The sequence below is a fragment of the Microbacterium sp. SZ1 genome (assembly GCF_002362255.1).
GTDB lineage: Bacteria > Actinomycetota > Actinomycetes > Actinomycetales > Microbacteriaceae > Microbacterium.
In genome coordinates this window covers 119,634-145,296 of record NZ_LPVV01000023.1, presented here as the reverse complement: position 1 = coordinate 145,296, position 25,663 = coordinate 119,634, and the positions used below count along the sequence as shown (strand labels likewise).

Genomic DNA, 25,663 nt, shown 5'->3' with positions numbered 1-25,663 from the left:
AGGCTCGGCGGGCGGACGCAACGGGAGGGAATGCGGTGAGCTCTGACGTGCAGCAGTTCCAGGTGGATCTGCGCGGGGTCGTCGACCTCCTCAGCCGGCACATCTACTCGAGTCCTCGGGTGTACCTGCGCGAGCTGCTGCAGAACGCGCGGGATGCCGTCACCGCCCGTCGTGAGCTCGACGGCGCCGGCGGCAGCATCCGCATCGTGCCGCTCAGCGACGAGAACCGCGAGTTCGTGCTGCGCGACGACGGGATCGGGCTGACCTCCGCCGAGGTCGCCGACCTGCTCGCGACGGTCGGCCGCAGCTCGAAGCGCGACATCTTCGACATGCCCCGCAGCGACTACCTGGGCCAGTTCGGCATCGGGCTGCTCAGCTGCTTCATGGTGGCCGACACCATCGTCATCCGCTCGCGGAGCGCGAGGGGCGGCCCTGCCGTCGAGTGGACAGGCAGCGCCGACGGCACGTTCCGGGTCACCGAGATCGACGACGACCTGCCGATCGGCACGAGCGTGCACCTCGCGCCGCGGTTCGACGCCGACGAGCTGCTGCGGCCCGCCGCCGTGCGAGAGCTGGCCACCGCCTTCGCGGAGTTCCTGCCCGTGCGCGTCGTGCTCGAGACGCCGAGCGGCGACGTCGACATCACCCGCGCGGCTCCGTTCCTCGACGCGGCCGCGGATCCGGAGGCGGCCGTGCAGTACGGACGCGACCTGCTCGGCGCCGCGCCCCTCGACGTGATCGAGATCGGCGAGCCGGCGACAGGCACGCGCGGCCTCGCCTACGTCCTCCCCTACGCGCCCCCTCCCGGCGCGCGGCAGGCGACCCGCATGTACCTGGGCCGGATGCTGCTGTCGGAGCGCGCCGACGACGTGCTGCCCGACTGGGCCTTCTTCGTCAGGGCCGTCGTCGACTCGACGGGCCTCGCGCCGACCGCCAGCCGGGAGTCGCTCGTCGACGACGCCGCACTGGAGCACGTGCGCGAGCAGCTCGGCGCCGGCATTCGTCGCTGGGTGCTCGACCTCGGACTCCGTGAGCCGCACCGCCTCGCCCAGTTCGTCGCTATCCACGAGGTGGGTCTGAAGTCGCTGGTGCGCCACGACGAGGAGCTCGCCCGCTTCATCACCCGGTGGCTCACCCTGGAGACGACTCACGGAACCCTGCGCATCGGCGACCTCGTCGAGCGCTTCCCGCACATCCGATTCGCGCAGACCGTCGATGAGTTCCGCCAGGTCGCGGGCATCTCCCCCGCCTCCGAGGTGCTCGTCAACGGCGGCTACCTGTACGACGCCGACCTCGTGCGCATGCTCCCCGAGCTGTATCCGCAGGTGTCGGTCGAGCTCGTCGACGTCGGCGGAGAGCTCGACCGCCTCGACCCTCCCCCGCTCGACGACCGTGACACCGCCGTGGCCCTGGAGGCCCGCGCGGGCGCCGTGCTCGCGGCGTCCGACTGCTCCGTGACCGTGCGGTCGATCGATCAGCCGGAGCTCGCCGCACTCTACGTCGCCGACCCCGAGGTGCTGCGCCGCCTCGACCGCGGTCGCACCAAGAGCTTCACCGGCGCACTGTGGGGCGGTGTGCTGGACCGCATCGACGCCACCCTGTCGGCATCCCGCGACGACGACCTCAGCGCCCGCCTCTGCCTCAACTGGTCGAACCGCGTGGTACGAGCGCTCGTGCGCGTGCAGGACGACGCGGTCTTCGCCCGCACGGTGCAGCTGCTGTACATCCAGGCACTCCTCGCCGGCCACCACCCGCTCTCCGACGCGGATCGCGCGCTGATGACGACCGCCCTCACCGACCTCGTCTCGCTCTCGGCCGGGATCGACGAAGACGCCATCCCCCTCGACGACGTCGTCTGAGCTCCGCCCGTCTCCACCACCCGTCCGCACGTCTCCACCGACCCGTACGAAGGGGCCACCATGGCACGTCCGCAGAAGCGCTTCCAGCAGCTCATCGAGGAGATCGACCGCACCCCGTGGGGCCCGGCCGAGCAGGCGCTCGTGGCTGAGGCCGTGGCCCTCGCCGTCGAGCTCGGCGACGAGCGTCTGGAGTACGAGGCGCGGATGCGGCAGACCGCGTCCGCGAACATGAACGGCGCCACCGACGTGATGCTGAACTCGTTCGCGTGGTGCCTCGCCAGGCACGATGCCGACCCGCAGCGGTTCCCCGCCGACCTCGACTACGGCGGGGCCGATCTCATGTGGCAGTTCAAGTGGATGGCGTCGGCACTGCGCTCGTCGCCGGCGTTCTCGGGTGAGCAGATCGCCGCGGTGCTCGACGACATGGAGTCGCACTACCGCGCGAGCGGCCTGGGCCTCAGCGGGGTGCTCACCGCCCGCTTCGAGGACGCGTGGGACGCCGGTCGGATGGACGACGCCGAGGCCCTGCGCGTGCGCCTGGAGGCGACGCCCCGCGACGAGCACAGTCACTGCGATGCCTGCGGTCGCAGCCAGTTCGCGGGGTTCTTCGCCGAGACGGATCGGGATGCCGAGGCCATCCGTCTCGTCGAGGAGATGCTCGAGGGCGGCTACTCCTGCGGCGAGGAGCCGGAGCACGCCCTGTCGCGCGTGCTGCTCCCCTACCTGCGCGCCGGCCGCTTCGACGAGGCGAAGAGCGCGCACCTGCGCAGCTACCGCCTCGCGAAGGACAACCCCGACAACCTGCGCATCGTCGCCAACAACCTCGCCTTCGCCGCGGTCACCGGCAATGAGGCCCGCGCCCTCGCCCTCGTCGAGCGCCACATCGGATGGCTCGCGCACGACGGTCTCAACGTCGATGCGCACTTCGCGGCGCTCGGCGCGATCGCCTTCGCGCTCGACCGGGTGACACTGGCCGGTCACGGCGACACCCCGGTCCGCGGCGCGGACGCTCCGGCACTCGAGGCGTTCTTCGGGCCGCACGAGGGAGCGTGGAGCGCCGCCGAGCTGGCCGCGACGGCATGGGCCGCCGCCGAGCGCATCGGCGCGGACTTCGACAGACGGGACGGCACTGACGGCCACGCCCGCAGCATCGCCCGTCTTCGCGCGCTCGAGGACGAGCGGTACGACGTGCCGATCCGCTCGGACGCCTTCGTCGCGACGACCCACGCCGCCAGCCCGACGGATGCCGACGGCTGGTTCGACCGGGCGATGAACCTCGCGCAGTTCGGCGCCGAGCACGAGACGCTGCAGGCCCTGCCGAAAGCGCTGGCGGTCGAAGATCCGGCCAAGGTCGCGCAGCTGATGTCGATGCGCCTCGGCATCCTCATCGCGCTCGATCGCGCCGACGAAGCGGCCGACCTCCTGCCCGCACGCATCGAGGCGCTGCGGGCGGCCGGACGCCACGAGCAGGCCGATCTCGAGCAGCGCCTTGGACTCGCGACCTTCGGCCTGAACACGCCCGAGACGGTGGCGGCGCTCGAGGACGCGCTCGCGGCATCCGATGCCCTACCGGCGTGGTCGCGCGGCGACCTGGCGATCAGTCGGGCCTCGCTGCACATGCACGCCGAGGAGCCGGACGCCGCACTCGACCTCGCCGAGCTCGCGGCCCGGGCGTTCGCCGAGGCCGGCGATGCACGACTGTCGAACACGACCACGCTCGTCGCGATCGCGGCCGTGCTGCAGAAGGGCGACGTGGAGGCGGCATCGGCGCTGCTCGATCGACTCCTGGCGCAAGACAACCTGAGCGAGGGACACCGCGCCCAGGCGTTGCAGACGAGAGCCCGCGTGCGCGGCGGGCAGGAGGCCTTCGTGGAGGGCGCGGCGGATGCTGATGAGGCGTGCCGGCTGCTCGCCGCACTCGGCGCCACCCGGGCTCTCGGCACCGCGCATCTGCTCGCCGGCGCCCTCTGGGAGGACGCCGGCGAGCCGGACAAGGCCGTGGCCCGCTACCGCGTGACGTCCCGCATCGCCGCGCAGGAGGGTGGGGATCAGGTCGGCGCGGACTTCCGCCTGGCGCGCGCCATGCTCGCGCAGGGCGACGCCCAGGAGGCGGCCGAGCTCTTCGGGCAGGTGCTCGAGCGCGAGGAGCAGGCCGAGGTGCACGCGGCATCGCGGGGCATGACCGCCTCGCTGCTCGCGCGCGCCCTGGCCGGCGCCGGCGAGTTCGGACAGGCCGTCGGCGCCTACGGCTACGCCGCCGAGCTGTTCGCCGAGGGCGAGGAGCCGGCCGATCAGGCCGTCTCGCTCACCGAGCGCGCCAAGATCCTCGCCCGCTTCGAGGAGCACGACGCGGCGATCGCCGACCTCGAGTCGGCGGCGGAGATCGTCCGGACCGTGCCGGATGCCGTCGGCGCACGGGTCGAGGTGCTGCATAACCTCGGCCAGGCCTACGGCGCCCGACAGGACGAACGCGCCTTCGCGCTGCTCGACGAGGTCGCCGCGCTGGCAGGGGAGCACGACGCGGGCTGGCTGTCCGCCGACGTGCAGGACTCCCGCGCCCGTGCGCTCGCCTCGTTCGGCCGCACCGACGAGGCCGTGTCGGCAGCGCTCACTGCCGCCGACGGCTTCGCGGAGCTCGGCGACCTCGGCTCGGCGGGCGGCTCGGAGCTCTTCGCCGCGCGACTGCTCGCCTCGGACGAGCGCTCAGCGGATGCCGTGGCGATCTACCGCACCGTCATCGAGCACGCCGACGGACACCCGCCCCTGCTGCAGGTCGCCGCTCTCGAGCTCGGCGACGTGCTCGAGGGACTCGGGCGTCACACCGAGGCCGCCGAGGTGCGGGCGCGACTCGACGGCTGAGCCGCAGCATCCGTTCGCTTCCCTCGGAGATGTGCGCTTCCCTCGGACGCTCCGCTGCAGATCGTCCGAGGGGAGCGCATTTCTCCGCGCGGAGCGCGCAGAAAGAAATCGACGGCGCGGATGCCGCGGCGCGGCGTCAGAGGAACTGGCGCCAGTTCGCCCTGGCGAGGTCGAGCAGCTCGTCGCCCCGACCCGACATGACGGTGCGGATCGCATACAGGGCGAACCCCTTGACCTGCGCGGCCTCGATCGCGGGCGGCATGGAGAGCTCCTGGCGCTCGGTCACCACGTCGAGCAGCGCGGGGCCGTCGTGCGCGAGGACCTCGCGCACGGCATCCGGCAGATCCTCGCTGTTCTCGACCCGGCGCGCGAAGATGCCCATCGCCTCGGCGATCGCCGCGAAACTGGGGTTGTCGAGCCCGGTGCCGTAGTTCACGAACCCGGCGGCCTTCATCTCCAGCTCGACGAAGTTCAGCGAGGAGTTGTTCACCACCACGGTCTTCACCGGCAGGCCGTTCTGCGTGACGGTGAGCAGCTCGCCGAGCATCATCGCCAGTCCGCCGTCCCCGGCGAGCGCGACCACCTGGCGGTCGGGGTGCGACGCCTGCGCGCCGATGCCGTGCAGCAGGGCGTTGGCCATGGAGCCGTGCGTGAACGACCCGATCAGCCGACGACCCTCGGTCATGGTCAGGTAGCGCGCCGCCCACACCGTGGGCGAGCCGACGTCAGCCGTGAAGATCGCGTCATCCGTCGCCTGCTCGTCGAGCACGCGGGCGAGGTACTGCGGGTGGATCGGACGACCCCTCTTCGTCGGCGTCGCGAGGTCGTCGAGCTTCGCGCGGGTCTTGCGGTAGTGCGCCACAGCGTCGTCGAGGTGACCGCGGTCGGCCTTCGCGGCGAGCCGCGGCAGCAGAGCCTCGACCGTCGCTCGCACATCACCCACGAGACCGAGGTCGAGCGGGTGCCGCTTGCCGAGCTGCGACCCGCGGATGTCGACCTGGATGGTCGTCGCGTGCTCCGGATAGAACTGCTCGTAGGGGAAGTCGCTGCCGAGCACGAGCAGGGTGTCGGCAGCCTCCATCGCGCGGTATCCCGACGCGAAGCCCAGCAGTCCGGTCATGCCGACGTCGAACGGGTTGTCGTACTCGATGAACTCCTTGCCGCGCAGCGCGTGCACGATCGGAGCACCGAGCCGATCGGCCAGCGCGACGACCTCGTCGTGCGCGCCCTCGACCCCCGCTCCGACGAGGATCGTCGTCTTGGTCGAGGCGTTCAGCAGCGTGGCCGCGCGCTCGAGCTCGCCGGGGCTCGGCGTGACGACGGGACGTGTGCGCTCGATCACGACGGCGCGATCGTCGGCGATCTCGGCGAGCGCGACGTCACCGGGGATCACGAGCACGGCGACCCCGCGCTGCTCGATCGCCGCTCGCATCGCGATCTCCAGCAGGCGCGGCATCTGCCGCGGGTCGGCGACGTACTCGACGTACACGCTGCACTCGCGGAACAGCTCCTGCGGGTGGGTCTCCTGGAAGTAGCCGGTGCCGATCTCGTTCGTGGGGATGTGCGCGGCGATCGCGAGCACGGGCACGCGCGAGCGGTTGGCGTCGTAGAGGCCGTTGATGAGGTGCAGGTTTCCCGGGCCGCAGGAACCGGCGACCACGGCGAGGTCGCCCGTGAGCGCGGCATCCGCTGCGGCGGCGAAGGCCGCCGATTCCTCGTGGCGCACGTGCACCCAGCGGATGCTGCCGTCCTTGCGCAGCGCGTCGGTGAAGCCGTTCAGCGAATCGCCCGGGAGTCCGTACACCCGCTCGATCCCGTTGGCACCCAGTGTCTTGACGATGTTCTCTGCAACCGTGGCCATGCTTCGACCCTACGCCCGGGGGAACGGGCCGGGGCCTCCGCTCGGCCTCGTGCGCTTCGCTCGGCCACTCCGTCCTGATCCGGCCGAGGGAGGCGCAAGAAGCCGAGCGAGCCGCAGCGCAGGGTTTCCGGTTTTCCGCACCTCGACGGACGGGCAGCCGCAGTGACGGCCTCCCCCTCCGCTCCGTAGCGTCGAGAGCATGGACACCTCTGAGAGCCTCGGCCTGTTCGCGGACTGGGCGATCGCCCTCATGGAGACGCTCGGCAGCGTCGGCGCCGGTGTCGCCGTCGCGATCGAGAACCTGTTCCCGCCGATCCCCAGCGAGGTGATCCTGCCGCTCGCCGGCTTCGCCGCCAGCCAGGGCTCGGTCGTGCTGTGGCAGGTGCTGGTGTGGACGACGGTCGGCTCGGTCGTGGGCGCGCTCGCGCTGTACGGCCTGGGCGCCTGGCTCGGTCCCGCTCGTCTGCGGCGGATCGTCGACCGGATGCCGCTGATGAAGGTCAGCGACGTCGACCGCACGGAGGCCTGGTTCGCGAAGCACGGGTCGAAGGCGGTGTTCTTCGGGCGGATGATCCCGATCTTCCGCAGCCTCATCTCGATCCCCGCCGGGGTGCAGCGGATGCCGTTGCTGCGCTTCACGCTGCTCACCGCGGCCGGCAGTGCGATCTGGAACACCGTGTTCGTGATGGCTGGGTTCCTGCTGGGCGAGCAGTGGCATCGCATCGAGCAGTACGCCGACGGCCTGCAGCTCATCGTGGTCGCCGCGGTCATCGCCGCCGTGTCGGTCTTCGTCGTGCTGCGCGTGCGTCAGCGGGTGCAGGGCACACCCACGACCTGACCGGCACAATGGACTCATGACGTCCCGGCCGATCGTGCGCGATGTGCTGCGGATGCTGGGCGGCACCGCCGGCGGAGTCGTCATGCTCCCCGCGACGCTCGTCGCGGTCGCGACGTCGCCGCGCCGCCCGGCCCCCGCAGTGCTCCAGGCCCTCGCGTCCCGACTGACGTGGATCGACGGCATCGCCCGCCGCATCCCGCCGCCTGCCCGCCGTACGCGCAGCCTGCTCTCCCTCTCGGTGCTGCTGCAGCTCGTCGTGCTCTGCATCCTCGTCCTCATCGCCGCCGGCGTCGTCGTCGGAATCCAGATGCTCGCCGCCGCGGCGACCGGCGGTCCGGTGACTCTGTTCAGCGCGCGGCCGGGGCGAGTGACCTGGACGACGGTCGGCCTGTTCGTGATTCCGGGTGTCGTGCTGCTGTTCCTCGCCCTGTCGGGTCTCGGCGGGATCGCCTGGCTCGAGCGGCGGCTCTGGGAGACGTTCCAGCGACCGGGCGCCGGCGAGCTGTCGCAGGAGGTCGTTCGGCTGCACGCGACTCTCGACGAGGTCGTCGACGCGGTCGACTCCGAGCGCCGACGCATCGAGCGCGACATCCACGACGGCGTGCAGCAGCGGGTCGTCGCGCTGTCGATCCTGCTCGCCCGCGTCGAGCGCTCCGACCCCGCCGACGCAGCCACGCTGCTGCGCACCGTCCGCGCCGAGACCCAGCACATCCTCGACGACCTGCGCGACGTCGCATGGCGGACGTACCCCGAGATGCTGCAGCGCGACGGGCTGTCGGCAGCGCTGCGGGCGCTGCGCGACCGCGTGGCCATGCCCGTGCACCTCGACGTCGAGGCGGCGCCGATCGCCGACCGCGCCGCCGAGACCGCGGCCTACTTCGTCGCGAGCGAGGCGGTGACGAACGCGATCAAGCACGCGGATGCCGAGACGATCACGATCCGCGTGCGCACCGACGGCGGACTGCTCTCGATCAGCGTCGAAGACGACGGCGTCGGCGGGGCGGATGCCGCGGGCACCGGGCTCTCGGGCATCGCCTCGCGCGTGGCGGCGCGCAACGGGCGGCTGCGGGTGCACAGCCCGCTCGGCGGCCCGACGGTGGTGGAGGCGGTGATCCCGTGCGGATAGCGATCGCCGAGGACTCGACGCTGCTGCGCGAGGGCATCGCCCAGCTGCTGGTCGCCGAGGGGCACGTCGTGACGGCATCCGTCGGTGATGCCGACGCCCTCCTCGCCGCGATCGCGGCCGACGCGCCCGACCTCGTGATCGTCGACGTGCGGATGCCGCCCGACTTCGTCGACGAGGGAATCCGCGCCGCTCTCCGCATCCGCCGCGACCACCCCGGAGTCGCCGTGCTCGTGCTCTCGCAGCACGTCGAGCGGCGCTATGCGAGCGAGCTGCTGCTCGACGGCCGCGGCGGCATCGGATACCTGCTGAAGGACCGTGTCTCCGACATCGCCGGATTCCTCGACGCGATCATGCGGATTGCCGACGGCGGGGTCGCCTTCGACCCCGAGGTCATCAGCCGGCTGATCGCCGACCGCTCGGGACCGGGCGTGCGGATGGGCGAGCTCAGCGAGCGCGAGGCCGCCGTGCTCGAGCTCATCGCGGAGGGGCACAGCAACGCCGGGATCGCCGAGCGGCTGTTCATGAGCCAGAGCGGCGTCGAGAAGCACATCAACACGATCTTCACGAAGCTGGGGGTCGCCTCCGGCTCGGCCGTGAACCGCCGCGTGCTCGCCGTGCTCGCGTACCTCGACCTCGCGGACTGACGGCACCCGGGGGGCTCACCTGCAGGCCGAGAACACGCCCGCAGACCGCTGCCTGCCGCATCCGACATGCATCCGTGCGCACGACCTGCAGGTCGGTCGCTCGACCGCACGAGAGAGGGGCGGATGCCGCAGCATCCGCCCCTCCTGCCCCGCCGGCGTCAGCCGATGCGGATGAGCTTCTTGTTGACGAACTCGTCGGCGGCGAGGTGTCCCAGCTCGCGGGCCGTGCCGCTGCGCTTGATGCCGCCGAACGGCAGCTCTGGGCTGTCGGCCAGCACGAGGTTGACGTAGACCATGCCTGCCTCGATCCTGTCCGCCACACGCTCGGCCTGCGCCTCGTCGGTCGTGAAGACGTACGAGCCCAGGCCGAACGTCGTGTCGTTCGCGAGCGCGACTGCGGCGTCCTCGTCGGCGACGCGGTAGACGACCGCCGCGGGGCCGAAGAGCTCCTCGCGGTAGACGTCCATCTCCGGCGTGACGTCGGCGAGCACCGTCGGCGCGAAGAACGTGCCCTCGCGCGTGCCACCGGTCAGCAGCGTCGCACCCTGCTCGACGGCCGTGTCGATCTGCTTCTGCAGGTTCTCCGCGGCGGTCTCCGACGACACAGGGCCCAGCACGGTGTCGTCGAGCATGGGGTCGGTCGCCTCGACGGCCGCCATCGCGGCGGTGAACTTCTCCACGAATGCGTCATACAGGTCGTCGACGATGATGAAGCGCTTGGCGCCGTTGCACGCCTGGCCGTTGTTGTCGAGGCGCGCGTCGACTCCGGCTTGCACGGTCGCGTCGAGGTCGTCGGTCGAGAGCACGATGAACGGGTCGGAGCCGCCGAGCTCGAGGGCGACCTTCTTGAGGTTGCGTCCGGCGATCTCGGCGACGGCCGCACCGGCGCGCTCCGAGCCCGTGAGCGACACGCCCTGCACGCGCGGGTCGGCGATCATCGTCGCGATCTGCTCGTTCGTGGCGAGCACGTTCTGGTATGCGCCCTCCGGGAAGCCCGCGTCGCGGTAGATCGCGGCGATCGCCGACGACGACTCCGGACACTGCGGTGCGGGCTTCAGCAGGATCGTGTTCCCGACGATGAGGTTGGGCGCCGCGAAGCGCACGATCTGGTACGCCGGGAAATTCCACGGCATGATGCCGACGAGCGGTCCGAGCGACGAACGGCGGATGATCGCCGAGCCGTCGCCGAGGATGTCGATGGGCTGATCGGCCATGATGGCCTCGGCCTGGTCGGCGTAGTACTCGGCGATGTCGGCGGCGAAGTCGACCTCTCCCAGCGCGGCCTCGCGCGGCTTGCCCATCTCGCGCACGAACACGTCGGCGAGCTCCTCGCGGCGCTCGCGGTGCAGCTCGGCCATGCGGCGGACGAGAGCGGCGCGCTCGGCGACGGTCGACGAGCGCGACCATTCGCGGTGCGCGCGGTCGGCCGCTGCGACGGCCTCCTCGATCTGCTCGTCGGTGAACGTGTCGAAGGACTTCAGCGTCTCTCCGGTGGCGGGGTTGATGACGGCGTAGTCGGTCATGTTTTCGTCCTCCTTCGGCTCGGTCAGGAGACCGGGATCAGGGTGTACTTGGTGGACAGGTACTCGTGGATGCCCTCGGCGCCGCCCTCACGGCCGACACCCGACTGCTTGACGCCGCCGAAGGGAGCCGCCGCGTTCGACACGACGCCCACGTTCAGACCCATCATGCCGGTCTCGAGGCCGTCGATCATCCGCTGGCCGCGCTGCAGGTTCTCGGTGAACACGTACGACACGAGTCCGTACTCGGTGTCGTTCGCGAGGCGGACGGCCTCTTCCTCGGTCGCGAAGGTCGAGATCGCGAGCACCGGGCCGAAGATCTCCTCGCGCAGGATCGCCGAGCCGGGAACGACGTCGGTGAGCACGGTCGGCTCGTAGTAGGTGCCGACGCCGTCGAGGGCCTTGCCTCCCGCGAGCAGCTTCGCGCCGCGGTCGACGGCGTCGCCCACGAGCTCCTCGGCCTTGGCGACGGCATCCTCGTCGATGAGCGGGCCGATCGCGACGCCCTCCTCGGTGCCGCGTCCGACCTTCATCGCCTGCACGCGCTCCGTGACCCGGCGGGCGAACTCGTCCGCCACGTCCTGGTGCACGATGAACCGGTTGGCCGCCGTGCAGGCCTGGCCGATGTTGCGGAACTTCGCCAGCAGCGCGCCCTCCACGGCCTTGTCGAGATCGGCGTCGTCGAAGACCACGAACGGCGCGTTGCCGCCGAGCTCCATCGAGACGCGCAGCACGCCCTCGGCGGCCTGGGCGATGAGCTTGCGGCCCACCTCGGTCGAGCCGGTGAACGACAGCTTGCGCAGGCGCGGGTCGGCGATGATCGGGGCCGACAGCGCCGACGACTTCGACGTCTGCACGACGTTGACGACGCCCGCAGGCAACCCGGCCTCCTCCAGCAGCTTCGTGAAGAAGATGGTCGTGAGGGGCGTGAGTGCCGGGGGCTTGATCACGACGGTGCAGCCGGCGGCGAGCGCCGGCGCGATCTTGCGCGTCGCCATCGCGAACGGGAAGTTCCACGGCGTGACGAAGAACGACGGGCCGACGGGGCGCTGCGAGACGACCATGTGGCCGGTGCCCTCGGGGTTGATGCCGTAGCGGCCGCTGATGCGCACGGCCTCCTCGCTGAACCACCGCAGGAACTCACCGCCGTAGACGACCTCCCCGCGCGCCTCGGCGAGCGGCTTGCCCATCTCGAGCGTCATCAGCAGCGCGAGATCCTCCTTGTGCTCCTGCACGAGGTCGAAGGCCCTGCGAAGGATCTCGCTGCGGGTGCGCGGCGCGGTGGCCGCCCAGTCGTCCTGCGCGGCGACCGCTGCATCGAGGGCGCGGATGCCGTCTGCCGGCGTCGCGTCGGCGATCGTGCGGATGACGTCTCCCGTCGAGGGGTCGATGACGTCGAAGGTCGCGCCGGTCTCGCCGTCGATCCACTCGCCGCCGATGAAGAGGCCGGTGGGGATGCTGTCGAGCAGCGCCTGCTCTGTCTGAGTGCTCATGGGTTCTCTCTCTGTGGGGGCGTGGGTCTGGGGTGGTTCCGGTCAGCGGCGACGGAGGCTCGGCGGGGCGTCGGCGGTGAGCGTCTCCCCGCGGAAGAACGCCGGCCGCTTGATCGCCTGCCACATCATGATGACGATGCCGATCCCGATGATGCCGACGCCGAGGACGAACACGAGGCCGACCCCGCCGATGCTCGATCCGCTGCCGTAGGCGGGGTCCATGGAGTCGATGAGGGTCGTCACGAAGAGCACGGCGAGGATCACTCCGCCGACGAGCGGGAACAGGAACGTGAAGAAGAAGCTGCGCGCCGAGTCGAACCACTGCCGACGGAAGTACCACACGCACGCGAACGCGGTGAGTCCGTAGTAGAAGCAGATCATCATCCCGAGCGACAGGATCGTGTCGGTGAGCACGTTCTCGCTGACCAGGCGCATCACGGCGTAGAACACCGACGCGACGACGGCCGAGACGATCGTCGAGTACCCGGGGGTGAAGAACCGCGGGCTGACCCTCGCGAACTTCTTGGGCAGGGCGCCGTAGTGCCCCATCGCGAGCAGCGTGCGCGCGGGCCCGACAGCGGTCGACTGCAGCGACGCGGCAGAGCTCGAGAGCACCGCGAGCGACACGAGGAACGCGAGCGGCCCGAGGATCGGGTCGGACAGTGCGAAGAACACATTCGCCGAGATGTCCTCGTTCGCGAGGCCGAGATCGCCGTCTCCGACACCGGCGAACATGATGAGGCCGATGGCGAGGAGCAGGTACAGGCTGACCACGACGAACACGGTGACCATGGCCGCCCGACCGGGGGTCTTCGCCGGGTCCTTCGTCTCCTCGTTCATGGTGAGCACGACGTCCCATCCCCAGAAGATGAAGATCGACAGCGACAGACCGGCCGCGAAGGCGCTGAAGCTGGGCACCTCGAACGGGTTGAACCACGACCACGAGAACGCGGTGGGGTCGGCGGCCTCGCCGTCCACGGCCTTGACGATCGCGACGACGGCGAAGACGACGAGCACCAGCACCTGGAAGCCGACGAGGATGTACTGGAACTTCTGCGTGGTCTGCATGTCGCGGTACGACACCAGCGTCGCTCCGAGCATGAACAGGAGACAGACCACCACGTTGATGAAGGGGTTGAACGCGAGATCGGCGATGTCGGGGTTGCCCGAGAGCTGCGAGATCAGCAGGAACAGGAACTCGACGGCGATGCCCGCGAGGTTCGACAGCACGATGACGGTGGCCGCGATGAGGCCCCAGCCCGTCATCCACCCGATCCAGGGGCCGAACGCCCGCACGCCCCACGTGAACGAGGTCCCCGAGTCGGGCATCTCGCGGTTGAGCTCGCGGTAGCCGAACGCCGTGAGCAGCATCGGGATGAAACCGACGAGGATGATCGCCGGGACCTGGGTGCCGACGACCGCGACGGTGGGACCGAGGGACGCCGTGAGCGTGTATGCGGGAGCGATGGTGGAGACGCCGATCACGACGGCGCCGAGCACGCCGACCGCCCCGGCGCTCAGGCCCTTCTGCGAGATGCCGGTCGTCACGCCGGATACGGGCTCCGTCGCCCGGTTCGAGTTGCTCATCAGCGGACTCCTGCTTCGGCCCGCGTGCGCGGCACCACGATCATCGGAACGGGCAGCTCGTGCAGCATCTTCGCCGCCGTGGAGCCCAGGAACAGACGGCGCGGCTGCGCCAGACGGCTGGAGCCGACGAGCACGACCTCGCCGGGGAGCCACGAGAGATGGGCCACCGCATCCTCCACGGAGTCGCCAGGGGCCTCCTCGACGACCGCGTCGAGGGAGTCGGGCAGGAGGCCGGATGCCACAGAGAGCACCTCGCGGGAGTGCTCGTCTCCGGCCAGACGGATCGAACCGGTGTCGAGGCCGGGAGGCACGTCGAAGGGCACGAGCGACACGAGCCGGAGGCCGACGTGCGCGTCGGCGGCGACCGTCGCCGCCTCGTCGAGGAGGTTCTCCGCTCCGGGACGGGTGCCGACGGCGACCGTCACGCGGGGAAGGACGTGGTCGTCCTCCGTCGAGGTGCCGGCCGGGGCCAGTGCCACCGGGATGGTCGAGGAGTGCAGCAGCTCGGAGGCGACGCTGCCGAGGCGGTGGCGCCCGAACAGGCTGCCGTTCGCGGCGCCGACGACGATGAGTCGGGCGCCGAACTCCTCGCCCGCGGCGATCAGCCCCTCGGCGAACGACTCCCCGAAGCGGACGTGCCCGGTGCGGACGAGCTCCTGCGGCAGGCCGCTGACGGCATCCTCGAGCCACTGCGTCGCCTGGCGACGGAGGTGGTCCTCGTACGCGCGCTCGGGTGCGACGGCGGCGTTGCGCGTTCCCTCCGAGGGCAGCACGATCACGAGGCGGAGCGTCGCGCCGAGGCTGCGCGCCAGACGAGCGCCGAGTGCGGCGGCGTCGGCTCCGGCATCCGTCGCCGTGTAGCCGACGACGATCGAGCCCGTCATCAGCCGACCTCGGCCGTCTCGCCCGCGTCCCTCGTCGACTCGACGATGTTCGAGGCCACCAGGTGCCCCATGCGGATCGCACCGTCGACGTGCTGGAAGCCCGCGCCGGCCATGTCGCTGCAGGCGAAGTGGATCGGGCCGACCGGTGTGCGCAGGTCTGCGCCGTACCGATGCAGGCCGCCCATGTCGAAGCTCGCGGCGTAGGCGCCGCGCGTCCACTCCTCCGTGCCCCAGTCGCTCTCGTAGTAGACGACCGGGTTCTTGGCCTCCGGTCCGTAGTAGTGCGACAGCGACTCGAGGATGCGCTCCTTGCGCTCCTCGTCGCTCAGCGCGAAGAGGTCGTCCGCGTTCTGGTCGCTGACGAAGCCGACGAGCGTGCCGCGCTCATCGCCGTGGTTGGTGTTGTCGTAGGCCTCGTGCGAGAGCTCGTACGGGCTGAACGCGGTGCCGCTGAGGCCCTGCTCCCGCCAGAACGGGCGGTCGTAGACGGCGTGCACCTTGATGACGAAGCCCATCGACAGGTGCTGGTGCAGCTGGTGCTGGCGGCGCGGCAGCGGCGGGACAAACGAGATCCGGTCATACAGCACGGGCGCGTGCGCGAGGATCGCGAAGCGCGCGCGGACGGTGAGCTCGTCGGTCGTGGCGACCACGCCGTCAGCCCCCCACTCGAGCGTGCGGACCGGCTGGTTCAGCAGCACGTCGTCGCCGAGGCGCTCGGCGAGCAGGATGGGCACCTGCTGGAGCCCGCCCACCACGCGCTTGTCGAGGATGAAGTCGGCGTCGACGAGGTTCGAGTACGACCCGGCGGATGCCGCCATGAGCAGCGACTGCAGCAGCGAGAACGTGTGCGTCGGCTTCGTGAGCATCGCGGAGCCGGTGGCGAAGGCCAGGTTGCGCACGGCCTCGTCGTCGTCGGTCTGCTGACGCAGCCAGGCGTCCCACGTGACGCTGTCCCACTCCTTCGCCTGCGGGTGCTCCCACGGGCGATCGGGGTCGATCTCGGCGACCATCTCGTCGAGGCGGTCGGTGATGTCGGCGATGACCTTCTCCGTCTCGGGCGACACGGGGAACATCTCGCCCGTGAAGCGGTGCACCCGGCCATCCGGCCCGACGTACACGCTGTCGCCCTCGCGATAGCGGCTGTAGGTCTCGAGGCCCAGCTCCTCGAGCGTGTCCTTCAGCGCATCCTGGTCAGGCGAGACCCACTGACCGCCGAGCTCGAGCATCGCTCCGTCGATGACGTCGGTCCACAGACGGCCGCCGACGCGGTCGCGGGCCTCCAGCACGGCCACCGACAGGCCGGCCTTGCGCAGGTCGTTCGCGGCGGTGAGCCCTGCGGCTCCGGCTCCCACGATCAGCACGTCACGGGTGATCTCAGCCATCTGCTTCTCCTTCGTTGGAAAGGTTGCCGGCCGCGACTCGAAATCCCCCGATACGAGTCGCGGCCGGACGTGTGTGGAACCGCCTCAGCGGCCGTGGTTCAGGCCGACGCGAGCGCCTCGGCGATGACGTCGAGCCCCTCGTTCAGCAGGTCGTCGCCGATCGCCAGCGGGGGCAGGAAGCGGATGACGTTGCCGTAGGTCCCGCAGGTGAGCACGATCACGCCCTTGGCGATCGCCGCCTTGGCGACGGCGGCCGTGAGCGCGGCATCCGGAGCCTGGGTCTCGGGGTCGACGAACTCGGCGGCGATCATCGCGCCGTGTCCGCGGATGTCGCCGATACGCGCGTCGTCCTGCTGCAGGGACGTGAGGCGGCTCTTCAGGATCTCGCCGATCTCACGGGCACGCTCGATCACGCCGTCGTTCTCGAACACGTCGATCGCGGCGAGCGCGGCGGCGCACGCGATCGGGTTGCCGCCGTAGGTGCCGCCGAGGCCGCCGGTGTGCGAGGCGTCCATGATCTCGGCGCGACCGGTCACGGCGGCCAGCGGCAGACCGCCGGCGATGCCCTTGGCCGTGGTGATGAGGTCGGGCTCGATGCCGAAGATCTCGCTCGCGAACATGTGGCCGGTGCGGGCGAAGCCGGTCTGCACCTCGTCGGCGATGAAGACGACGCCGTTCGCGCGGCACCAGTCGAGGATCGCCGGGAGGAAGCCGTCGGCGGGAACGATGAACCCGCCCTCGCCCTGGATGGGCTCGATGATGACGGCGGCGAGGTTGTCGGCCCCGACCTGCTTCTCGAGCTGCAGGATGACGCGGGCCGCCGCCTCGGGCCCTGACAGGCCGTCGCGGAACGGGTACGACATGGGTGCGCGGTAGACCTCGGGCGCGAACGGACCGAACCCGCTCTTGTAGGGCATCGACTTGGCGGTGAGCGCCATGGTGAGGTTGGTGCGGCCGTGGTAGCCGTGGTCGAAGGCGACGACGGCCTGGCGGCCCGTGTGCTTGCGGGCGATCTTGATCGCGTTCTCGACAGCCTCGGCACCGGAGTTGAACAGCGCGCTCTTCTTGGCGAAGTCTCCGGGCGTGAGGCGGTTGAGTGCCTCGGCGACCTCGATGTACGACTCGTACGGCGAGATCATGAAGCAGGTGTGCGTGAACTGCGCGGCCTGGGCGGCGACGGCGGCGGCGACCTTCGGGTGCGCGTTGCCGACCGTCGTCACGGCGATGCCGGACCCGAGGTCGATCAGCGAGTTGCCGTCGGCGTCGACGACGACGCCTCCGCCCGCGGCGACGGCCGCGACGGGCACGGTGTGGCCGACGCCCGCGGGCACGGCCTCGGCCTTGCGGGCGAGGATCTCGGCCGAGCGGGGCCCGGGAAGCTCGGTGACGAGTCGACGCTCCTGGGGGAGGTCGGGTCCGCCGAGGGGAACGGTCGCGGTGTCGGTGTCGAGGAGAGCCATGACGCGAGCGTACGACCGTCGTCGCCGCACGGGCATTCGCCGGACTGTACAATCTGTGCGAGGGATTCGCCGGAGCGTACATCGCCGGCCGACGCGTGAGGAGGCACGGATGGAGGTCGCCGACGAGCCGACCCTGCGAGCGCTGCTGCGGCGTCGCGACCTCGGCCTGCGCCTCGTGTCCGACCCGCAGGAACTCCCTGGTGACGCGTTGGGGAGCCCCCTGCGCTGGGTGCACAGCTCCGACCTCGCCGACCCGACGCCGTTCCTCGCGGAGGACCTCGCCCTGCTCACCACCGGGGTCCAGTTCGACGCCGACACGGGCGTGGACGTGTACGTCGACCGGCTCGCCGACCGCGGCGTGCGCGGACTCGGCTTCGGAACGGAGGTGCATCGCGCCGGCATCCCCGACGAGCTCGTCATCGCCTGCGCTCGGCGAGGGATGCCGTTGTTCGAGGTCCCCTACCGCACGCCATTCATCGCCGTGGCGCGCGCGCACTCCGAGGCGATCGCCGCCCAGGCGTATGCGCGGCGCTCCTGGGCGCTCGACACGCAGCGCGCGCTCGCCCTCGCCGCCCTCCGCCCTCGGGGGCTCGACGCCACCCTCGCCGAGCTCGGCCGACGGCTCGGCGTCTGGGTCGGGATGTACGACGCCTCGGGGGCGCTGCAGTCGTCGCACCCCCGCGACGAGCTCCCCGATGCGGCCAAGGACGTGCTGGGGCAGCATGTCGCCGAGGTGCTGACGCGCGGGCTCGAGGCGGGGCAGTCGTTCACCGCCGGCGACCGTTCGTTCATGCTGTTCACGATCGGACGCGGCGGGCGTCTGCGCGGCGTCATCGCACTCGGGATCGACGGCCTCGACCCCGAGGCGCGCACCGTGGTCACCTCCGTCATCGCGATGGCGGGACTCGCGCTCGAGCAGAGCGAGCAGCTCGCACGGAGCCGGCGGCGCCTGCACTCGCAGCTGCTGTCGTCGCTGCAGACCGACGATCCCGCGCTCGCGCGACGGGTACTCGGCTCACTGCCGCCCGCCCCGATCGTCGTCGCCGTCGCCGCGGGCGCCCCGGCGGGGCCACTGACCGACTGGTGGGATCGACGCCGTGCGGACGAGGGCACGGCATCGTTCGTCGCCGAGTCCGACGACGGCGTGACGCTGTGCGTGTCGGCCGCCGACGAGGGGCTGCTCGACGAGGCAGCCGAGCGGTTCGGTATCCGCATCGGCGCGTCGGGAGCGGAGTCGTACGACGCCTTCTCACGCGCGCACGCGCAGGCCGTCGCGGCACTGCACCGGCAGGCTGATGCGGGAGTCCACCGCTACGCCGACGCGGTCGGTTCCAGCATCCTCAGCGCGCTCGCGACCGACGAGGCGCGTCTGCTCGCCGAGTCCCGCCTCGCGCCCCTGCGCGAGAGCGATGCCCGCTCGGGCGGCGACCTGGAGCAGACGCTGCGCGTATGGCTCGAGCACGACGCGAAGGCCGAGTCGGCCGCCGCAGCGCTGGGCGTGCACCGCCACACGCTGCGGTCGCGCATCGCTCAGGCGGGAACGCTGCTCGGCGCCGACCTCTCCTCGTTCCCGGCTCGCGCCGAACTGTGGGCGCTGCTGCAGACCGCGCGCGAGTGAGTCGCTACGACTCCCCCGCGCCCTCGCCGAGGTTGTCGGACACGACCTCCAGCGCGTGAGCCCGCGCCCGCACCGCGTCGCCGCCACGCTCGGCGGTGACGGCCGCCGAGAAGACCTCGGCGAACACGAGGTAGGCGACACGCGAGGCGTGCTGCAGCTCCTCCCGGAAGCTCACGCCCGACGGCGCGATCACGAGGCTGTGCGTGGCGACCTCGGTGAGCGGGGACGATGCGAACGAGGTGAGCGCGATGACCCGGGCGCCTCCGCGCGCTGCGGCCGTCGCGACGCGCAGGCTCGCCTCGTTCGCTCCTGAGCCGCTGATCACGAGGCAGGCGTCGTCCGCGGTCAGGTGCCGGGCCGCGATCTGCTGGGCGATCGCGTCCGCGATGAACTCGGCGGGACGTCCGGCTGCGGTCAGGCGCATCGCCAGGTCGCTCGCGATCGGCGACGACAGACCGTTCGCCAGCACCAGCAGGCGACGGGAGGATGCCGCGAGGCGCACCGCATCGGCGACCGCCTCCGCATCGAGAAGGCTCGTGAGCGCCGGCAGCGACGACGCAAGCCTGACGATCTCGCCTCGCATCCGTCCCAGCACGCCGGAGCCGTGGTCGACGGCATCCTCCCCCGGCGCGGAGCCGAGCTCGGCGGCGAGCGCCACCCGCAGCTGCGGGTATCCGCGGTAGCCGACGCTCTGGCACGTCCGCACGACCGTGGCGCGGCCGACGCCGGCCCGGTCGGCGAGTTCCTGCGCTGTCCACTCCACGACGGCATCCGCCGACCCGACGATCAGCTCGGCGACCCGCCGCTCGGCGGGCTGCATGGTGTTGAGGACCGCCGCGATGCGGGCGCTGGGCGGGGCGCTAGGCGAGAACACGGGCGCGGGCTCCCTCCATGATGCGACGGCGGATCGCGCCGGAGACTCCGTCGATGAGCATCGTCACGACGACGACCACGATGAGCAGGACACCCACCGTCGACCACTCACGGTACTGCGTGTACGAGGTCAGCATGTCGCCGATCCCGCCGACACCGATGAGGCCGAGCACGGCCGAGGAGCGCACATTGATCTCGAAGCGGTAGAGCCAGAACGACCAGAAGGCGGGCTCGGCCTGCGGCCAGACGCCCCAGCGCAGCACCTGGAGCGTGCCGCCGCCGGCCGCGCGCGCGGCCTCGATGGGCCCGCGCGGGACGGCCTCGACGGCCTCGTAGCCCCACTTGCCGAGCGTGCCGATGCCGTTGATCGCGAGGGCGAGGGCTCCCGTGAACGGGGTGAGTCCGGTGACCGAGAGGATGACGATCGCGATGATGATCTCGGGCACCGCGCGGATGAGCGAGAACAGCCCGCGCAGGAGCGCCCGCAGCCAGGCGGGACCGAAGCCGCGGGCGGCGATCAGGCTCAGCGGCGTCGCGAGCAGGATTCCGAGGATCGTGCCGACCCACGCCATCTCGATGCTCCGCCAGGTCTGCCAGAGCGCCTCGGGCAGCTTCTCCCAGTTCGGGCTCCCGAACATGAGCACCGTGTAGCGCGCGATCTCGGCGGGCAGGTCGAGCAGGCGCCCCCAGCTGATGTCGATCGACCAGAAGGCCAGCACGACGACGGCCGTGACGAGCACCCAGCCGGCCACGAGCCAGGGGCGTCGCGAGCGGTCCGGGATGACAGTGGGGCCGTGGGTGCGTTCCGGGCTGAGGGCGGTCACACGAGCCTCCGTCTGATCGCGTCGGAGACGAGGTCGATCACGATGACCACGATGAGGATCTCCAGGATGATGAGCGAGAGCTGGTCGTAGCGGTAGAACGTGCGCACCGCGTCGATGAGCAGCCCCATGCCTCCCGCCCCGACGAGTCCGAGCACGGTGGAGGCGCGGACGTTGAGCTCGAAGACGTACAGCGTCTGGTTCGCGAACGCCGGCCACGCGTCGGGCAGTGCGAGCGTGCGGTTGATCTTCGCCTGCGTGGCGCCCACCGCGCGCCCCGCCTCGAGCGGGCCGCGGTCGTTCGTGTCGATCGCCTCGGAGACGAGCTTCACGATGATGCCGACGTTGAAGAGGAGCAGCGCGAGGATGCCGGGGAGCGCGCCGACCCCCACCATCGCCACGAGGATCGCGGCGTAGAGCAGATCGGGAACACTGCGGATGACGTTGAGGATGCCGCGCACGACGATCCGTGCCGGGGCGTTCGCGTTCGTCGCGCGCGCGGCCCAGAAGCTCAGCGGCAGCGACACCGCCGCGCCGATCGCCGTCGCGATGACGGCCATCTGCAGCGTCTCGATGAGCGGCGGGATCGTGCGCGGGAAGAAGCTCCAATCGGGCAGGAGCAGCTTCACGACCTTGTCGGCGCCGTTCTGCCAGTTACGGGCGATCGCCGCGAGATCGACGCCGATGCCGATGCCCGGCAGGCACATGACGACCGTGGCGATCACGATGGCGAGCGCGATCGCCGGCCCCTTCCACGCACCGCGAGGGCGCGCCGGGATGTCGAGCGGAGGCGGAGCGCCGGTCACGCGTCCAACCGGTCTTCCGGGGTGAGCGAGCGTCCGTAGATGCTCTCGAAGTCGGCATCCGTCGCACTGGTGGCCGGGCCGTCGTAGACGACCTCTCCCGCGCGCATGCCGATCATGCGCGCGCCGTACTCGCGGGCGAGATCGAGCAGGTGCAGGTTGACGAGCACGGTGATGCCGAGGTCGCGGTTGATGCGGCGCAGGTCGTTCATGACCCCGTGCGCGGTGGGCGGGTCGAGGCTCGCGACCGGCTCGTCGGCGAGCACGATGCGGGGCTCCTGAGCGAGCGCGCGCGCGATCGCGACGCGCTGCTGCTGTCCGCCGGACAGATCCGAGGCGCGCGAGTGGAGCTTCGGGAGGATGCCGACGCGATCGAGCGCGTGATACGCGAGCTGACGGTCGGCCTCGGGGTACGCGCCGAGCAGCGTGCGCCACAGCGGAGTGTGCGCGAGGCGGCCGACGAGCACGTTCTGGAGCACGCTCGCGCGTCCGGCGAGGTTGAACCCCTGGAACACCATCCCGACATCGCCGCGAAGGCGCCGGAGCGTGCGGGGCGAGGCGCCGCTCACGCGATGCTCGCCGACGTCGAGGGTGCCGGAGGTCGTGGGGACGAGGCCGTTGATGGTGCGGATCAGCGTGGACTTGCCCGAGCCGGAGAGCCCCACGACCGCGACCATCTCGCCCGCCTCGATGTCGAGCGAGACCTGGTTCAGGCCGATCGTCCCGTTCGGGTATCGCACGGTGACGTCGTCGAGGCGGATCGCCCACGGCGTGGACGCCGCAGCCGGAGCTGCGGCGTCCACGTGCTGGATCTGGTCGGACAACTTACTGGAGCCCCAGGGCCTCGGCGGCGCGCGCGACGACGTCGAGCGAGTCGGGGTCGGCCGGCGCGAGCTTGGTGATCGAGTAGATGCTGGTGAGGATCTCCGCACCCTCCTCGGTGTTCGAGAAGTCCTCGAGCGCCGTGGTGATGCGCTCCTGAAGCTCGGGCGAGAGGTCCGCCGAGACGGCGACGCCGTCGTTGGGGATCTCCTCGGTCATCGCGAACACGACGACCTTCTGGCCGACGTCCGGGGTGTCCTTCTGCACGATCGTGCGGGCGTCCCAGAAGCTGAAGCCGACCTCGGCGTCGCCGTTGTAGACCGCCAGCACCGAGGCGTCGTTCGCCGTGGCCGGGATCTGCTCGATGTCGGCGTCGGTGTCCAGGCCCGCCTCCTGCAGAGCGAGCACAGGGTAGATGTAGCCGGCGGGCGAGCCGGGACCGAGGAGCGCGACCTTCGCGCCCTTCACCTTGTCGATGCTGTCGAGGCCTGCGGGACCCGTCATCGCGTCGGCGCCGTTGCAGAACAGCATCCCGTCGCGCTCGACCGGCTCGTCGTCGCAGTACTTGTCGGGGTTGTTCGTCATGAACTGCGCCGGGTAGGTGATGTTGCCGTTGCGCTCGGTCTGCAGCACGACCGAGGCGTCGTACATGTCGTTCGCCTGCCATAGCTGCAGCGACGGCAGGAAGCCGATCTGCGCCTGGCCGGCACCCATGGCCTCGACGGCGGCCTGATAGTCCTTCGACACGACGCCGGTGACCTCGATGCCGAGCTCCTCGGTGAGGTAGTCGGTGAGCGGCGAAGCGGTCTCGACGAGGCCGTCCTGATCCTGCGAGGGGACCAGCGCGAGCACGAGCGATTCGGGATCGGCGGCGGGAGCGGCCGACTCCTCGGGGGCGGCCGTGCTGCTCGAGCAGCCTGCGAGGACCACGGTCAGCAGCGCGCCGGCGGCGACGAGGCCGGACGTGGAACGGCGGAGGGGGGAGGTGCGCATGTTCATCCTTCGATGTGTGTGGAGGTGGTGGAGGTGCGATGAGCGGAGGGGACGGGAGCAGGGGCCTCGGCGTGCAGCCATGTCTCGATCCCGGGGACGAGAGAGGCGAAGTCGGATGCACGGAAGGTCGGGGTGGCGGCGGGGTCGGGGAACCCTCCGAGCAGGGCGGTCGCGTGGCCGCGGGCGTGCGCCGGGGCGAGGTCGTTGTGCCAGATGTCGCCGACGCTGAGGACCCGGATATCACTGGGCAGCTCCGCGAGCAGCGCCTCGAGACCCGCGGGCTTGCGGGCGCTGGTGACGATCCGGTCGAACAGGCCGGTCAGCCCGAGCGCGTCCAGCGCCTCGTCGAGGCGGATGGCCGGAGCGTTCGTGACGAGCAGGCGCTCGGCGCGTCCCTCGGCTGCGGCCAGCAGCTCGGCGAGCCCCTCGGGGACGGTGATCGGGGCGTGCGCGGTGGCCAGCTGCTCACGGCTCGCTCGGTAGGCGGAGCTGAGCAGCGCAGCATCCGCTCCCCGCTCCAGCGCCGCTCGACGCACCGCGTCGTAGCCGTCGAGCGCGCCGGCTTCGGCGGCGGCCAGGGCCGAGCGGATGCCGTCGACGAGCCCGTCTCCGCGCTCACCGAGGCCGTCGGCGACCTGCCGGGCGTAGGCGAGGACCGGGCCGTCGCCGAGCGCGATCGTGCCGTCGAAATCGAAGAGGAGGATGGAGTTCACCGGGTGCCTTCCGCGATCCGCCGCAGTCGTGCGGACGCTCCGTCCAGCATGCGCGGCGATGATGGACAGAACGACCACGCAGCGTGAACGTCACGTGAACAATGCGTCCACAGTCCTCGCGTATCGTGAGCGCCGTGTCCGAACTCGACGACCTCACCCGAGCCGCGACGATCGGGGGCGACGGCACCGCCGGCGGGGCCCGCTCGGCGGTCGCCGCACTCCCCTGGCTGTTCGGGGCGATCGCGGATGATCGCGCGGCAGCGCGCTTCGACGCCTGGGGGCGCTCGACGGTCATCGACGAGAACACGGGCTCGCCCGTCATCACCCGCGCCCTCTTCGACGAGCTTCACGACCGCGCAGGGCTCGACCAAGAGTGGCCGGTCGGCAACGCCGGGCTGCTGCACTGCTACGGCTATCTGCTCTCGCTCACCGAGACGCCGTACGGCCTGAAGCGCGACCGGTGGATCGAACCCGCCCTGGCCGAGGCGTGCACCCTCCCCCGCGACGCCTTCTCACCGTGGCGAGGTGGGCCCACCCTGCTGACGCGCGCGACGGCAGCGGCATCCGCCCTGCTGAGGTCGCCGGCGGCCGGCGCCGCCCGCACGGTCGAGGGCCGCGAGAGCCGCGTCGCCCTCAGCGCGACGCGCGGACCGGCCGCCCTCGCCTACGAGGTCGCACCCGCGACGGGGGCGGAGCCGCTTCTCGTGACGATGTTCCCGGTGGGCGACGCCGACGCCGTCCTCGCGGAGTTCATCGCCGATCCGCGACTGCGCTGGAACGCGGTCTGACCCTCGGTCCGCCGAGCGCCCGGATGGCTGGCGATTCCCCCGACCGCTGCCCGGCGGTCGCGACACGGTCAGCCGCGCGGGGCCCCCTCAGCCGTCCGTACCGGGCGCCGGGTTCAGATACCGCCCCACGAACTCCTCGAACAGCGGCACCATGTCGACGGAGTCGTCGAGCAGCCACTGCAGCTGGATGCCGTCCATCACCGCACTGATCAGACGCGCCGCATGGGCGGGGTCGATGTCGGCGCGCACCTCGCCGGCATCCTGCCCCCGCCGCAGGATCACCTCGGCCTCGGCGGCCCGCTCGCGGTAGCGCGCGGCGAATTCCGCGTGCGACGGGTGGTCGGGATCCGTGGCCTCCGCCGACACGATCGCGTACAGCGAGGTGAGGCCCCGAGAGGTCTGGTTGTACGACACGACGCGCTTCGCCTGCTCGATGAGCGTGTGCTCGGCGGGCTCCCCCGCCGCGGCGCGCACCTTCTCGTCGCGCTGCCGCAGCACCTCGGCGAAGAGCTCCTCCTTGTCGGCGAAGTGGTGCAGCAGACCCGCAGGCGTGACGCCGACGCGCTTCGCGATCTCCCGCAGGGATCCCCCGTGGAACCCCGTGCGGGAGAACACCGCGAGCGCTTCCTCGACGATCGCCTGCCGCCTGGCCTGACCTGCCGCGTAGGGGCCGCGGCGCCCACGCCCGGTGACCGGCTGCTGATCCGCGCTCACTGCCC

At 71.3% G+C, this 25,663-nt stretch carries 21 protein-coding genes; 7 read left to right on the top strand and 14 right to left on the bottom strand.

Features of this window, described 5'->3' with window-relative positions; genetic code table 11:
• Positions 1 to 35: 35 nt before the first annotated feature.
• Positions 36 to 1,859 carry an HSP90 family protein gene (locus tag AUC47_RS10500; protein ID WP_096715138.1) on the top strand — a complete coding sequence of 608 codons (1,824 nt, stop codon included), beginning with the start codon at positions 36 to 38 and terminating at the stop codon, positions 1,857 to 1,859.
• Positions 1,860 to 1,919: 60 nt separating this feature from the next.
• Positions 1,920 to 4,718, top strand: coding sequence for a hypothetical protein (locus tag AUC47_RS10495; protein WP_096715137.1), 2,799 nt, complete (start codon positions 1,920 to 1,922; stop codon positions 4,716 to 4,718).
• Between the two features lie 136 nt (positions 4,719 to 4,854).
• Here AUC47_RS10495 and poxB read toward each other — a convergent pair whose 3' ends face one another.
• Complete coding sequence (poxB, locus tag AUC47_RS10490) at positions 4,855 to 6,579, bottom strand: ubiquinone-dependent pyruvate dehydrogenase (protein WP_096715136.1); 1,725 nt, start codon at positions 6,577 to 6,579, stop codon at positions 4,855 to 4,857.
• Positions 6,580 to 6,778: 199 nt separating this feature from the next.
• Here poxB and AUC47_RS10485 point away from each other — a divergent pair, with 199 nt between their 5' ends.
• The 3 genes from AUC47_RS10485 to AUC47_RS10475 are packed head-to-tail and all read left to right on the top strand — an operon-like array spanning position 6,779 to position 9,187.
• Complete coding sequence (locus AUC47_RS10485; RefSeq protein WP_096715135.1) at positions 6,779 to 7,417, top strand: DedA family protein; 639 nt, start codon at positions 6,779 to 6,781, stop codon at positions 7,415 to 7,417.
• A gap of 16 nt (positions 7,418 to 7,433) precedes the next feature.
• Positions 7,434 to 8,543 carry a sensor histidine kinase gene (locus tag AUC47_RS10480; RefSeq protein ID WP_096715134.1) on the top strand — a complete coding sequence of 370 codons (1,110 nt, stop codon included), beginning with the start codon at positions 7,434 to 7,436 and terminating at the stop codon, positions 8,541 to 8,543.
• A complete protein-coding gene (locus AUC47_RS10475) occupies positions 8,534 to 9,187 on the top strand; it encodes a response regulator transcription factor (protein ID WP_096715133.1) in 654 nt (217 codons plus the stop codon). The genes AUC47_RS10480 and AUC47_RS10475 overlap by 10 nt, the downstream gene beginning before the upstream one ends.
• Positions 9,188 to 9,345: 158 nt before the next feature.
• On the opposite strand, the gene AUC47_RS10470 is transcribed toward AUC47_RS10475, so the two are convergent.
• The 6 genes from AUC47_RS10470 to gabT all read right to left on the bottom strand — a co-directional run bounded on the left by AUC47_RS10470 (position 9,346) and on the right by gabT (position 17,513).
• Positions 9,346 to 10,710 carry an NAD-dependent succinate-semialdehyde dehydrogenase gene (locus AUC47_RS10470; RefSeq protein WP_096715132.1) on the bottom strand — a complete coding sequence of 455 codons (1,365 nt, stop codon included), beginning with the start codon at positions 10,708 to 10,710 and terminating at the stop codon, positions 9,346 to 9,348.
• 23 nt (positions 10,711 to 10,733) lie between these two features.
• Positions 10,734 to 12,200 carry an NAD-dependent succinate-semialdehyde dehydrogenase gene (locus AUC47_RS10465; protein WP_096715131.1) on the bottom strand — a complete coding sequence of 489 codons (1,467 nt, stop codon included), beginning with the start codon at positions 12,198 to 12,200 and terminating at the stop codon, positions 10,734 to 10,736.
• Positions 12,201 to 12,242: 42 nt separating this feature from the next.
• Positions 12,243 to 13,787 carry an APC family permease gene (locus AUC47_RS10460; protein WP_096715130.1) on the bottom strand — a complete coding sequence of 515 codons (1,545 nt, stop codon included), beginning with the start codon at positions 13,785 to 13,787 and terminating at the stop codon, positions 12,243 to 12,245.
• On the bottom strand, positions 13,787 to 14,671 hold the full coding sequence (locus tag AUC47_RS10455; RefSeq protein WP_096715129.1) for a universal stress protein: 885 nt from the start codon (positions 14,669 to 14,671) through the stop codon (positions 13,787 to 13,789). The genes AUC47_RS10460 and AUC47_RS10455 overlap by 1 nt, the downstream gene beginning before the upstream one ends.
• Positions 14,671 to 16,053: a flavin monoamine oxidase family protein gene (locus AUC47_RS10450; protein WP_096715128.1), complete on the bottom strand. Its 1,383-nt coding sequence runs from the start codon at positions 16,051 to 16,053 to the stop codon at positions 14,671 to 14,673. Before AUC47_RS10450 ends, AUC47_RS10455 begins: the two co-directional genes overlap by 1 nt.
• A gap of 98 nt (positions 16,054 to 16,151) precedes the next feature.
• The gene (gabT, locus tag AUC47_RS10445; protein ID WP_179297581.1) at positions 16,152 to 17,513 is read right to left on the bottom strand and encodes a 4-aminobutyrate--2-oxoglutarate transaminase; all 1,362 of its coding nucleotides are present in this window, start codon (positions 17,511 to 17,513) and stop codon (positions 16,152 to 16,154) included.
• 109 nt (positions 17,514 to 17,622) lie between these two features.
• On the opposite strand from gabT, the gene AUC47_RS10440 reads away from it, so the two are divergent.
• The gene (locus AUC47_RS10440; RefSeq protein ID WP_096715126.1) at positions 17,623 to 19,131 is read left to right on the top strand and encodes a PucR family transcriptional regulator; all 1,509 of its coding nucleotides are present in this window, start codon (positions 17,623 to 17,625) and stop codon (positions 19,129 to 19,131) included.
• Between the two features lie 4 nt (positions 19,132 to 19,135).
• Here the strand turns inward: AUC47_RS10440 and AUC47_RS10435 are convergent, their stop codons facing one another.
• From AUC47_RS10435 to AUC47_RS10410, 6 genes are read right to left on the bottom strand one after another with little or no spacing between them, the layout of a single operon-like run.
• Positions 19,136 to 20,005, bottom strand: a complete 870-nt coding sequence (locus AUC47_RS10435; protein WP_256999526.1) for a MurR/RpiR family transcriptional regulator — start codon at positions 20,003 to 20,005, stop codon at positions 19,136 to 19,138.
• The gene (gene phnE / locus AUC47_RS10430; RefSeq protein WP_096715125.1) at positions 19,992 to 20,828 is read right to left on the bottom strand and encodes a phosphonate ABC transporter, permease protein PhnE; all 837 of its coding nucleotides are present in this window, start codon (positions 20,826 to 20,828) and stop codon (positions 19,992 to 19,994) included. The genes AUC47_RS10435 and phnE (AUC47_RS10430) overlap by 14 nt, the downstream gene beginning before the upstream one ends.
• Positions 20,825 to 21,631 carry a phosphonate ABC transporter, permease protein PhnE gene (phnE, locus tag AUC47_RS10425; RefSeq protein ID WP_096715124.1) on the bottom strand — a complete coding sequence of 269 codons (807 nt, stop codon included), beginning with the start codon at positions 21,629 to 21,631 and terminating at the stop codon, positions 20,825 to 20,827. Before phnE (AUC47_RS10425) ends, phnE (AUC47_RS10430) begins: the two co-directional genes overlap by 4 nt.
• Complete coding sequence (gene phnC / locus AUC47_RS10420; RefSeq protein WP_256999525.1) at positions 21,628 to 22,452, bottom strand: phosphonate ABC transporter ATP-binding protein; 825 nt, start codon at positions 22,450 to 22,452, stop codon at positions 21,628 to 21,630. The genes phnE (AUC47_RS10425) and phnC overlap by 4 nt, the downstream gene beginning before the upstream one ends.
• Before the next feature lies 1 nt (position 22,453).
• Complete coding sequence (phnD, locus tag AUC47_RS10415) at positions 22,454 to 23,443, bottom strand: phosphate/phosphite/phosphonate ABC transporter substrate-binding protein (RefSeq protein WP_096715123.1); 990 nt, start codon at positions 23,441 to 23,443, stop codon at positions 22,454 to 22,456.
• 2 nt (positions 23,444 to 23,445) lie between these two features.
• Positions 23,446 to 24,156 carry an HAD family hydrolase gene (locus AUC47_RS10410; RefSeq protein ID WP_096715122.1) on the bottom strand — a complete coding sequence of 237 codons (711 nt, stop codon included), beginning with the start codon at positions 24,154 to 24,156 and terminating at the stop codon, positions 23,446 to 23,448.
• Between the two features lie 134 nt (positions 24,157 to 24,290).
• Between AUC47_RS10410 and AUC47_RS10405 the strand changes: the two genes are divergently transcribed.
• A complete protein-coding gene (locus AUC47_RS10405; protein ID WP_256999524.1) occupies positions 24,291 to 24,944 on the top strand; it encodes an amino acid deaminase in 654 nt (217 codons plus the stop codon).
• A gap of 87 nt (positions 24,945 to 25,031) precedes the next feature.
• On the opposite strand, the gene AUC47_RS10400 is transcribed toward AUC47_RS10405, so the two are convergent.
• Positions 25,032 to 25,658, bottom strand: coding sequence for a TetR/AcrR family transcriptional regulator (locus AUC47_RS10400; RefSeq protein ID WP_096715121.1), 627 nt, complete (start codon positions 25,656 to 25,658; stop codon positions 25,032 to 25,034).
• Positions 25,659 to 25,663: the final 5 nt, after the last annotated feature.

Bases quoted from the DNA above. Each gene is read 5' to 3' on its own strand.
- AUC47_RS10495 (WP_096715137.1), top strand. From the start codon at position 1,920: ATGGCACGTCCGCAGAAGCGCTTCCAGCAGCTCATCGAGGAGATCGAC.
- poxB (WP_096715136.1), bottom strand. From the start codon at position 6,579: ATGGCCACGGTTGCAGAGAACATCGTCAAGACACTGGGTGCCAACGGG.
- AUC47_RS10485 (WP_096715135.1), top strand. From the start codon at position 6,779: ATGGACACCTCTGAGAGCCTCGGCCTGTTCGCGGACTGGGCGATCGCC.
- AUC47_RS10480 (WP_096715134.1), top strand. From the start codon at position 7,434: ATGACGTCCCGGCCGATCGTGCGCGATGTGCTGCGGATGCTGGGCGGC.
- AUC47_RS10470 (WP_096715132.1), bottom strand. From the start codon at position 10,710: ATGACCGACTACGCCGTCATCAACCCCGCCACCGGAGAGACGCTGAAG.
- AUC47_RS10465 (WP_096715131.1), bottom strand. From the start codon at position 12,200: ATGAGCACTCAGACAGAGCAGGCGCTGCTCGACAGCATCCCCACCGGC.
- AUC47_RS10460 (WP_096715130.1), bottom strand. From the start codon at position 13,787: ATGAGCAACTCGAACCGGGCGACGGAGCCCGTATCCGGCGTGACGACC.
- AUC47_RS10455 (WP_096715129.1), bottom strand. From the start codon at position 14,671: ATGACGGGCTCGATCGTCGTCGGCTACACGGCGACGGATGCCGGAGCC.
- AUC47_RS10450 (WP_096715128.1), bottom strand. From the start codon at position 16,053: ATGGCTGAGATCACCCGTGACGTGCTGATCGTGGGAGCCGGAGCCGCA.
- gabT (WP_179297581.1), bottom strand. From the start codon at position 17,513: ATGGCTCTCCTCGACACCGACACCGCGACCGTTCCCCTCGGCGGACCC.
- AUC47_RS10440 (WP_096715126.1), top strand. From the start codon at position 17,623: ATGGAGGTCGCCGACGAGCCGACCCTGCGAGCGCTGCTGCGGCGTCGC.
- phnD (WP_096715123.1), bottom strand. From the start codon at position 23,443: ATGCGCACCTCCCCCCTCCGCCGTTCCACGTCCGGCCTCGTCGCCGCC.